Origin of the sequence: Agromyces sp. NPDC056965, from assembly GCF_042673425.1 — a bacterium.
In the GTDB taxonomy this organism is placed as follows: domain Bacteria; phylum Actinomycetota; class Actinomycetes; order Actinomycetales; family Microbacteriaceae; genus Agromyces.
In genome coordinates, this window is record NZ_JBHURI010000126.1 from 1 (window position 1) to 7,356 (window position 7,356).

Consider the following 7,356-nt stretch of genomic DNA (forward strand, 5'->3'; position numbering starts at 1 on the left):
GGCCCTTCGTCGTCTCCGAGACGATGGGTCAGCGGTACTCGGGATTGGCCTCGAAGCCGGAGTGGTCGCCGCCGTCCCACTCGGCGCGCAGGTTGCCGCCGGCCGGAAAGCCGCCCGCATCCTTCAGCAACCGCGCGAGGTGCAGCAGGTTGTACGTCATGAACGTCGTGTTGCGATTGGTGAAGTCGTTCTCGGGGCCTCCCGAGCCCGGATCGAGGTAGCTCGGACCGGGGCCCGCCTCGCCGATCCAGCCCGCGTCGGCGCCCGGCGGGATCGCGTAGCCGATGTGCTGCAGGCTGTAGAGCAGGTTCATGGCGCAGTGCTTGATGCCGTCCTCGTTGCCCGTGATGATCGCGCCGCCGACCTTGCCGTAGTAGACGTACTGGCCGCGATCGTTGAACAGGCCGCTCATCGAGTAGAGCCGCTCGACGAGCCGTTTCGTGATCGACGAGTTGTCGCCGAGCCAGATCGGCCCGCCGACGACGAGGATGTCGGCGGCCTCGACGAGCGGCCACACCTCCTCGGGCCAGGCGTCGGCCGGCCAGCCGTGCTCGCGCATGTCGGGGTAGACCCCGGTCGCGACGTCGAGGTCGACGAACCGCAGGGTGTCGACCTGCACGTCGCGACCGCGCATGAGGGCGATGCTCGCGTCCATGAGGCCCTGGGTGTGGCTCGGCTCGGGGCTCCGCTTCAGCGTGCAGTTGACGTAGAGGGCCCGAAGGTCTGAGAAATCCGGCAACTCGGCCATGGCGCCGATGCTACTCGCGGGTCGGATCGGCCGACAGGGCCGCGACGCCCTCAGCCGCGCCCGAGGAGCTCCTCCTGCGTCGGCCGCTCATCGGCGGCGCTTCGGCGCGGCCAGTACGACAGCGCGCGCTCGGCCATCGCCGTGATCGTGAGCGATGGATTCACGCCGGGGTTGGCGGGCATCGCCGCTCCGTCGACGATGTGCAGGCCGGGGTGGCCCCACACGCGGTGGTACGCGTCGACGACGCCGTGCTCGGGATCGCCCGACACGACGGCGCCGCCGAGGAAGTGCGCCGTCAGGGGGATGCCGAACACCTCGGGCCACGAGCCCCGCGCCGATGCCGGCACACCGCCGGCCGCCTGCATGCGTGCCGCGATCGCCTGGGCGGCGAGGTGCGCGCCGGGCAGGTGACTCGGATTCGGCTCCCCCTCCCCCTGGGCGCTCGTGAGCACCGGGCGACCGAATCGGCGGCGGAGCGAGAGCGTGAGCGAGTTGTCGGCCGTCTGCATGACGAGCGCGATGATGCCGCGTTCGCTCCAGCGGCGCAACGAGCTCACGCGCAGGGTCGTGATCGGATGACGCAGCGCCCCGCCGATCAGCGCACCGAGCCGCCCGAGGAGGGGGCGGCCGCCGGGCACGAGGCCGGTGGCCAGGGCACCCATCAGGTTCGACCCCGGCCCGTACCGCACGTTCTCGACGTGCGTGCGCTCGTCGACGTGGAACGACGTGGTGATCGCGACGCCGCTCGCGAGACCGAGCCCCTCGGGCACCGACACCGCGACCGCGCCGTCGAGGGCTTCGGAGTTCGTGCGCGTGAGGTGCCCGAGCGCATCGGACAGCCCCGGCAGGGCGCCCGAGTCCTTCATGCGGTGCAGGAGCTGCTGCGTGCCCCACGTGCCGGCGCCGAACACGACCTGCTCGGCGGTCACCGAGCGGCGATCACGGCCGAACCACGCACCGCTCCGCACCGTCGTGACGATGAAGCCTCCGCCCGGGCGCTCGCGCACCTCGACGACCGTGCGGAGCGGCTCGATCGTGGTGCCGAGCCGCTCGGCGAGCGCGAGGTAGTTCTTCGCGAGCGTGTTCTTCGCGCCGACCCGGCAGCCGACCATGCAGTTGCCGCAGAGCGTGCACCCGGTGCGCTCGGGCCCCTCGCCGCCGAAGAACGGGTCGGCGACGGTCTCGCCGGGGCGGCCGAAGTACACCCCGACGGGCGCCCGACGGAACGTCTCGCCGACGCCGAGATCGGCCGCGGCATCCGCCATGATCTGCTCGACCGGACCCGAGTGCGGATACTCGGGAACGACGCCGAGCATGCGCTTGGCCGTCGCGTAGTGGGGGGCGAGCTCGGCCTGCCAGTCGGCGATGCCCTGCCACTGCCGGTCGGCGAAGAACGCGGGGCCGGGCTCGTAGAGGGTGTTCGCGTAGTTCAGCGATCCGCCGCCGACGCCCGCTCCGGCGAGGATCATGACGTGCGGCAGCCTGTGGATGCGCTGAACCCCGAAGCATCCGATCGCGGGCGCCCAGAGGTAGCGCCGCACGTCCCACGAGGTCTTCGCGAAGTCGGCGTCTGCGAAGCGGCGGCCCGCCTCGAAGACGTGCACCCGGTAGCCCTTCGAGGCGAGGCGGAGTGCGGCGACCGAGCCGCCGAAGCCCGACCCGACGATGACGACGTCGTGATCGAAGGCGCGGGCGGTCATGCGGATGCCTCGCGGCCGGCCGCTGCGGCGACGGCGCCGCCGTTCCCGGCGGGCACGAGCACGGTGAGCGCGCCCGGCACCACCCTGATCGTCGCCCGCCCGGCCCCGACGCGCTCGCCGTCGGCGTAGATGATGAGCCCTGGGGCATCCACCTCGACGCGCGTCGCCTGCGTGGTCGCGACCTCGGGGCGGTCGACGTGCACGCCGCGCAGCAGCAGCGGGAAGAGCCGGGCGAGCTTCACCCTCCCGAGCGGGCCGACGTGCGTGACATCCAGCAGGCCGTCGTCGGGCACCGCCGCGGGGCACACGGGCATGCCCCCGCCGTAGCTGCGGGTGCTGCCGACCGCGATGAGCGTGCCGGGTGCCGAGCGCAGCGGTCCGCCGTCGACCCCGAACTCGAACCGCATGGGGCGGAGCCGGGCGAGTTCGATGAGGAGGGCGAGGTAGTAGCGGGCGCGACCGCGCGGCCAGCGCAGCCGGTTCGTGCGTTCGCTGACGTGCGCGTCGAAGCCGAGCGCGGCGACGGTGAGGAAGTGCCTGGAGCCCGCTGCCGACTCGACCTCGCCGACGTCGATCGCACGGGGGGCGCCGAGCACGGCGAGCTCGGCGGCCGCCGCCGCGGCCTCGTGCCCCTCGAAGGGCAGCCTGAGGGCGCGGGCGAGGTCGTTGCCGGTTCCCGCGGGCACGAGCGCGAGCGGCACGCCGGAGCCGACGACGGCGTCGAGCACCGAGGAGAGGGTGCCGTCGCCGCCGACGATCACGAGGGCCCGTGGTCTCGATGCGACGGCCTCGGCCGCAAGGCGGCGGGTGTCGTCGACCGAGGCGCCCGATACCACGCGCAGCTCGGCGGCGTGCGCACCGTGCGACTCGAGCTCGCGGAGCCGCGCGACGGCACGCTCGCCCGCCTCGGCGCCACGGCCGCGGCCGGAGCTGGGGTTCACGAGCACGACGATGTGCCCGGGCATGTCAGCGGCTCCCGGCTTCGGCGGGGTCGACCGGCTCGCCCGCGGCGACGAGCGCGCCCGGGTTCATGATGCCGGTCGGGTCGAGCTCGGCCTTGATCGCACGCAGCAGGCGGATGCCGACCGCCCCGACCTCGCGTTCGAGCCACGGTGCGTGGTCGCGGCCGACGCCGTGGTGGTGGCTGATCGTGCCGCCGTTCGCCATGATCGCGTCGTTGACGGCCGACTTCACCGGCTCCCAGCCGGCGAGCTGCTCGCCCTTCACCCCGGCGATGATCGTGAAGTAGAGCGCTGCGCCCGTCGGGTAGATGTGCGAGACGTGGCAGAGCACGAGCGACTTCGCGCCCTGCGCGGCGAAGCCGTCGGTGATCGCGGCGGTGACCTCGCGCTTCAGCCGTTCCAGGTTGGACCACGTGGTCGCCGTCTCGAGGGTCTCGCAGAAGACGCCGTGGTCGAGCAGCGCGTCGCGCAGGTACGGGGCGTTGAAGCGGCCGTGCACCCACTCCTCGGCGGCGGCCGGGCCATTCGAGGTCGCCCCCGCTGCACGCAGCACGGCCGCGGTGCGGGCGTGACGCTCTGCGGCGATCTCGGGTTCCCCCTCGAAGACGGTGATGGCGCTCGCACCCTTCGCGAGGGCTTTGCCGATGCGCCCGACCTGGGCGAGCGAGACACCGGTCTCGGCCTCGTCGGAGAGGCGGATCACGGTCGGCCCCGCGCCGAGCTGGGCGACCCGGCGGAGCGCCTCGGCTCCGGTGGCGAAGTCGGGGAAGCTCCACGCCTCGGCGAGCTGCACGGCGGGAACGGGGTGCACGCGCAGCCGCACCTCGGTGATGACGCCGAAGGCGCCCTCGGAGCCGAGGAACACGCGCAGCAGGTCGGGGCCGGCGGCCGAGCCGGGCGCACGGCCGAGCTCGAGCTCGCCCGTGGGCGTGGCGACGCGGAGGCCGGTGACCATCGCATCGAAGCGGCCGTTGCCCGCCGAGTTCTGCCCCGAGGAGCGGGCGGCGGCGAATCCGCCGAGGGTCGCGTAGCGGAAGCTCTGCGGGAAGTGCCCGAGTTCGAAGCCGTGGGCGCCGAGCAGCTGCTCGGCCTCGGGCCCGGTGGTGCCCGCGCCGAGCACGGCCTCGCCGCTGACCGGGTCGAGCGAGACGAGCCCCGAGAGGCGGCGGAGGTCGAGCGCGATCACCGCGTGGTGCGCGCCGCGCTCGGGGTCGAGGCCGCCGACGACGCTCGTACCGCCGCCGAAGGGCACGATGGCGATGCCGCCCTCGCTCGCGAGGCGCAGCACGGCGAGCACCTGGGCGTGATCGGCGGGCGAGACGACGGCGTCGGGCGCATCCTGCTGTCGCGCACGGCGGCGCAGCAGGTCGGGCGTCGACTTGCCACCCGCGTGGCGCAGGCGGGTCTCGGCGTCGACGGCGAGGTGCGCGCCGCCGACGATCGCGGCGAGCGCGGCGCGATCGGCATCGTCGAGTCGCGAGGGCGCGAGCTCGACCTCGTCGAGCTTCGCCGCGGGCGTGGGCTTGGGCGTGCGCCCGAGCATCATCGGCAACAGGGTGCGCACGGCGAGCGGCAGTTCCTTCGCCTTCGCCGGGTCGCCCCAGCCGTTCCAGCGCATCGGCGCATCGAGGGGGGCGGGGGCGGATGTCTCGCCCGGCGTCGTGGGGGCGGTGCCGTCTTCGTCGACCATGCGTTACAGTGTGACACATCATGGAAGATCGTCAAGCACTCGAGCTCGACCGCCCCGCCTGGAGCGAGGCCGAAACGCGCATGCTCGACGCGGCGGCCGCACTCATCGCCGCCCGCGGTGTCGGCGGCGTCACCGTCGCCGAGGTCGCCCGCGACGCCGGGGTGAGCCGGCCGACCGTGTACCGGCGCTGGTCGAGCGCCGACGAGATCGTGCGCGCCGTCCTGCACCGTGCCACCGTCTCGCTCATCGAGCAGTTCCCCGAGCCCGCGCGGTCCCGCGACGAGATCGTCCGCGACGTGCTGCGCTTCTCCGAGCTGTTCCGCACCGACCCGCTCTACGGGCGCCTCCTCGAGCGCGAGCCCGAGGTGTTCACCCGCTACACGCTGCATCGCATCGGCTCGAGCCAGCGGGTCATCCTGCTGTGGCTGGCCGCCGCGATCGAGGTCGCACAGCGCGGTGGCACCGTGCGCGCCGGCGCACCCGGCGACCTCGCCGTCATGCTGCTGCTCATCGCCCAGTCGGCGATCCTCTCGCACAACACCGTCTCCGCCCTCATCGACGAGCCGAATTGGAGCACCGAACTGTGGCACGCACTCGACGGACATCTGCGCCCCTGACCCCCGCCGGTGCCCCGGCGCCACGGCACTCCCCTGCGCTGAACGCCACCCGGCGGTCCCGTGAGCTCGATGCCCTCGCCGAGCGCCGTGACCCCGTCGACCTCCTCGTCATCGGCGGCGGCGTCACGGGCGCGGGCGTCGCGCTCGACGCCGCGAGCCGCGGGCTGTCGGTCGTGCTCGCCGAGGCGCACGACCTGGCGTTCGGCACGAGCCGCTGGAGCTCGAAGCTCGTGCACGGCGGGCTGCGCTACCTCGCCACCGGCGACGTGGCCGTCGCGCGCGAGAGCGCCGTGGAGCGTCATGTCCTGATGACCCGCGTGGCGCCGCACCTCGTGCGGAGCCTGCCCCAACTGCTGCCGTTCGTGCCCGCCGTCACTGCGAAGCAGCGCGTGTTCGGCGGCGTCGGCATGGGGCTCGGCGACGGCCTGCGCATGCTCGCCCGCACGCCCGGCGACGTGCTGGCGCACCCGCGCCGCATCGGCCGCGACGAGGCGCTGCGGCTCGCCCCCGCCTTGCGCCGCGAGGGCCTGCGCGGCGGAGTGCTCTCGCACGACGGCCAGCTCGTCGACGACGCCCGGCTCGTCGTGGCACTCGCCCGCACGGCCGCCGCGTACGGAGCGACGGTGCTCACCCGGGTCCGCGTCTCGAAGGCGGAGGCCGACGGCGCGACCCTCGACGACGCCATCGGCGGCGGCTCGGTGCGCGTTCGCGCCCGGGTCGTCGTGAACGCCGCCGGCGTGTGGGCGGGCGAGCTCGACCCCGGCATCAGGATGCGGCCGAGCCGGGGCACGCACCTCGTGCTCGACGCGGCCGCCCTCGGTCATCCGTCCGCCGCGATCACCGTGCCGCACCCCGGATCGATCAGTCGTTTCGTCTTCGCGCTGCCGCAGCAGCTCGGGCGGGTCGTCGTCGGCCTCACCGACGAGGACGCCCCGGGGCCGGTGCCCGACGTGCCGCAGCCCCAGGACGCCGAGATCGAGTTCCTGCTGCGCACCGTGTCGACCGCGCTCGAGCGGCCGCTCGGCCGAGACGACGTGCTCGGCGCGTTCGCCGGGCTGCGCCCGCTCATCGACACGGGCGGCGACGGCTCGACCGCCGACATCTCCCGCCGCCATCACGTCGCCGTCTCGGGGGCGGGACTGCTCAACGTGCTCGGCGGCAAGCTCACGACCTACCGGGCGATGGCCCGCGACGCCGTCGACCTCGCATGCCGTCACGCCGGCCTCACCGATCCGGGTTGCCGCACCGAGTCGCTCGCACTGGTGGGCGCACCCGGCTCCGCGGTTCCCCCGGCGAGCGCATCGGCGAACACCGCGGCCGACCGCCCCACCCGCACCCGCGCCGAGCTGCCCGCTTCCCTCGTGGCACGCTTCGGCACCGAGGCATCCGCTGTGCTCGACCTGGCCCGCTGCGCCGACCACGCCGAGCGCATCGCGCCGGGCCTCGACGTCGCACGTGCCGAGATCGAGTTCGCGGTGCTCGCCGAGGGTGCGCTCGACGTCGACGACGTGCTCGACCGCCGCACCCGCATCGGGCTCGTCGCCGCCGACCGCGAACGAGCGCACGGCCCCGTGGCCGAGATCGTCGAGGAGGCGACCGCCCGCCTCGGCTGACGCCGGCACGCAGAACGGGCGGCCCC

The 7,356-nt window shown here is 74.1% G+C and carries 6 protein-coding genes; 2 read left to right on the top strand and 4 right to left on the bottom strand.

Features of this window, described 5'->3' with window-relative positions; all coding sequences use genetic code 11:
* Window positions 1-28 precede the first annotated feature (28 nt).
* The 4 genes from ACFTQE_RS19370 to ACFTQE_RS19385 are packed head-to-tail and all read right to left on the bottom strand — an operon-like array spanning window position 29 to window position 5,100.
* The gene (locus ACFTQE_RS19370) at window positions 29-748 is read right to left on the bottom strand and encodes a flavodoxin family protein (protein ID WP_376926599.1); all 720 of its coding nucleotides are present in this window, start codon (window positions 746-748) and stop codon (window positions 29-31) included.
* Between the two features lie 50 nt (window positions 749-798).
* Window positions 799-2,448, bottom strand: a complete 1,650-nt coding sequence (locus tag ACFTQE_RS19375) for a GMC oxidoreductase (protein ID WP_376926600.1) — start codon at window positions 2,446-2,448, stop codon at window positions 799-801.
* Window positions 2,445-3,413 carry a diacylglycerol kinase family protein gene (locus ACFTQE_RS19380; RefSeq protein ID WP_376926601.1) on the bottom strand — a complete coding sequence of 323 codons (969 nt, stop codon included), beginning with the start codon at window positions 3,411-3,413 and terminating at the stop codon, window positions 2,445-2,447. Before ACFTQE_RS19380 ends, ACFTQE_RS19375 begins: the two co-directional genes overlap by 4 nt.
* A gap of 1 nt (window position 3,414) precedes the next feature.
* A complete protein-coding gene (locus ACFTQE_RS19385) occupies window positions 3,415-5,100 on the bottom strand; it encodes an FAD-binding oxidoreductase (RefSeq protein ID WP_376926602.1) in 1,686 nt (561 codons plus the stop codon).
* 20 nt (window positions 5,101-5,120) lie between these two features.
* Between ACFTQE_RS19385 and ACFTQE_RS19390 the strand changes: the two genes are divergently transcribed.
* Together ACFTQE_RS19390 and ACFTQE_RS19395 are read left to right on the top strand one after the other, a co-directional pair.
* Window positions 5,121-5,717 carry a TetR/AcrR family transcriptional regulator gene (locus ACFTQE_RS19390; RefSeq protein ID WP_376926603.1) on the top strand — a complete coding sequence of 199 codons (597 nt, stop codon included), beginning with the start codon at window positions 5,121-5,123 and terminating at the stop codon, window positions 5,715-5,717.
* Window positions 5,684-7,330 carry a glycerol-3-phosphate dehydrogenase/oxidase gene (locus ACFTQE_RS19395; protein ID WP_376926604.1) on the top strand — a complete coding sequence of 549 codons (1,647 nt, stop codon included), beginning with the start codon at window positions 5,684-5,686 and terminating at the stop codon, window positions 7,328-7,330. The genes ACFTQE_RS19390 and ACFTQE_RS19395 overlap by 34 nt, the downstream gene beginning before the upstream one ends.
* The last annotated feature ends 26 nt before the right edge of the window (window positions 7,331-7,356 follow it).